General features: G+C 58.0%; 1 rRNA gene. It reads right to left on the bottom strand.

Annotation, left to right across the window (positions count from 1 at the left end):
• Positions 1–162 precede the first annotated feature (162 nt).
• Positions 163–1,688 (bottom strand): 16S ribosomal RNA (locus V2J52_RS16990).
• Between the last annotated feature and the right edge of the window lie 34 nt (positions 1,689–1,722).

Raw genomic sequence — 1,722 nt, 5'->3', positions numbered from 1 at the left:
CCCACAACGGAGCGAGCACCAGCAGCCGGCCTGTTCCCTCAGGACCCAACAGCATGCCAAGCTTTCGAAGTTCCACCCATGAGCAACCACCGGGCACACATTCGGCACCCGCATGGCCACCACCCCCGACCACTACAGCCGGGGATAAGTGATGCTCCTTAGAAAGGAGGTGATCCAGCCGCACCTTCCGGTACGGCTACCTTGTTACGACTTCGTCCCAATCGCCAGTCCCACCTTCGACAGCTCCCTCCCCACAAGAGGGTTAGGCCACCGGCTTCGGGTGTTACCGACTTTCGTGACGTGACGGGCGGTGTGTACAAGGCCCGAGAACGTATTCACCGCAGCGTTGCTGATCTGCGATTACTAGCGACTCCGACTTCATGGGGTCGAGTTGCAGACCCCAATCCGAACTGAGACCGGCTTTTTGGGATTCGCTCCACCTCGCGGTATCGCAGCCCTCTGTACCGGCCATTGTAGCATGCGTGAAGCCCAAGACATAAGGGGCATGATGATTTGACGTCATCCCCACCTTCCTCCGAGTTGACCCCGGCAGTCTCCCATGAGTCCCCACCATTACGTGCTGGCAACACAGGACAAGGGTTGCGCTCGTTGCGGGACTTAACCCAACATCTCACGACACGAGCTGACGACAACCATGCACCACCTGTACACCGACCTTACGGGGAGCACATCTCTGCACTTTTCCGGTGTATGTCAAGCCTTGGTAAGGTTCTTCGCGTTGCATCGAATTAATCCGCATGCTCCGCCGCTTGTGCGGGCCCCCGTCAATTCCTTTGAGTTTTAGCCTTGCGGCCGTACTCCCCAGGCGGGGCACTTAATGCGTTAGCTGCGGCGCGGAATCCGTGGAATGGACCCCACACCTAGTGCCCAACGTTTACGGCATGGACTACCAGGGTATCTAATCCTGTTCGCTCCCCATGCTTTCGCTCCTCAGCGTCAGTAACGGCCCAGAGACCTGCCTTCGCCATCGGTGTTCCTCCTGATATCTGCGCATTCCACCGCTACACCAGGAATTCCAGTCTCCCCTACCGCACTCTAGTCTGCCCGTACCCACTGCAGGCGCAAGGTTAAGCCTTGCGTTTTCACAGCAGACGCGACAAACCGCCTACGAGCTCTTTACGCCCAATAATTCCGGACAACGCTTGCGCCCTACGTATTACCGCGGCTGCTGGCACGTAGTTAGCCGGCGCTTCTTCTGCAGGTACCGTCACCCGAAGGCTTCTTCCCTACTGAAAGAGGTTTACAACCCGAAGGCCGTCATCCCTCACGCGGCGTCGCTGCATCAGGCTTTCGCCCATTGTGCAATATTCCCCACTGCTGCCTCCCGTAGGAGTCTGGGCCGTGTCTCAGTCCCAGTGTGGCCGGTCACCCTCTCAGGCCGGCTACCCGTCGTCGCCTTGGTAGGCCATTACCCCACCAACAAGCTGATAGGCCGCGAGTCCATCCCCAACCGATAAATCTTTCCAAGCACTCCCATGCGGAAACGCTTCATATCCAGTATTAGCCACGATTTCTCGCGGTTATCCCGAAGTCAGGGGCAGGTTACTCACGTGTTACTCACCCGTTCGCCACTAATCCACCCAGCAAGCTGGGCTTCATCGTTCGACTTGCATGTGTTAAGCACGCCGCCAGCGTTCGTCCTGAGCCAGGATCAAACTCTCCGTAGAAAAACTTAGCCACCCACACCCCGAAAGGCACAGG

This window comes from Georgenia sunbinii, from assembly GCF_036421875.1.
GTDB lineage: Bacteria > Actinomycetota > Actinomycetes > Actinomycetales > Actinomycetaceae > Georgenia_B > Georgenia_B sunbinii.
The sequence above is the reverse complement of the archived record's forward strand: the minus strand, read 5'-3'. Positions and strand labels throughout refer to the sequence as shown.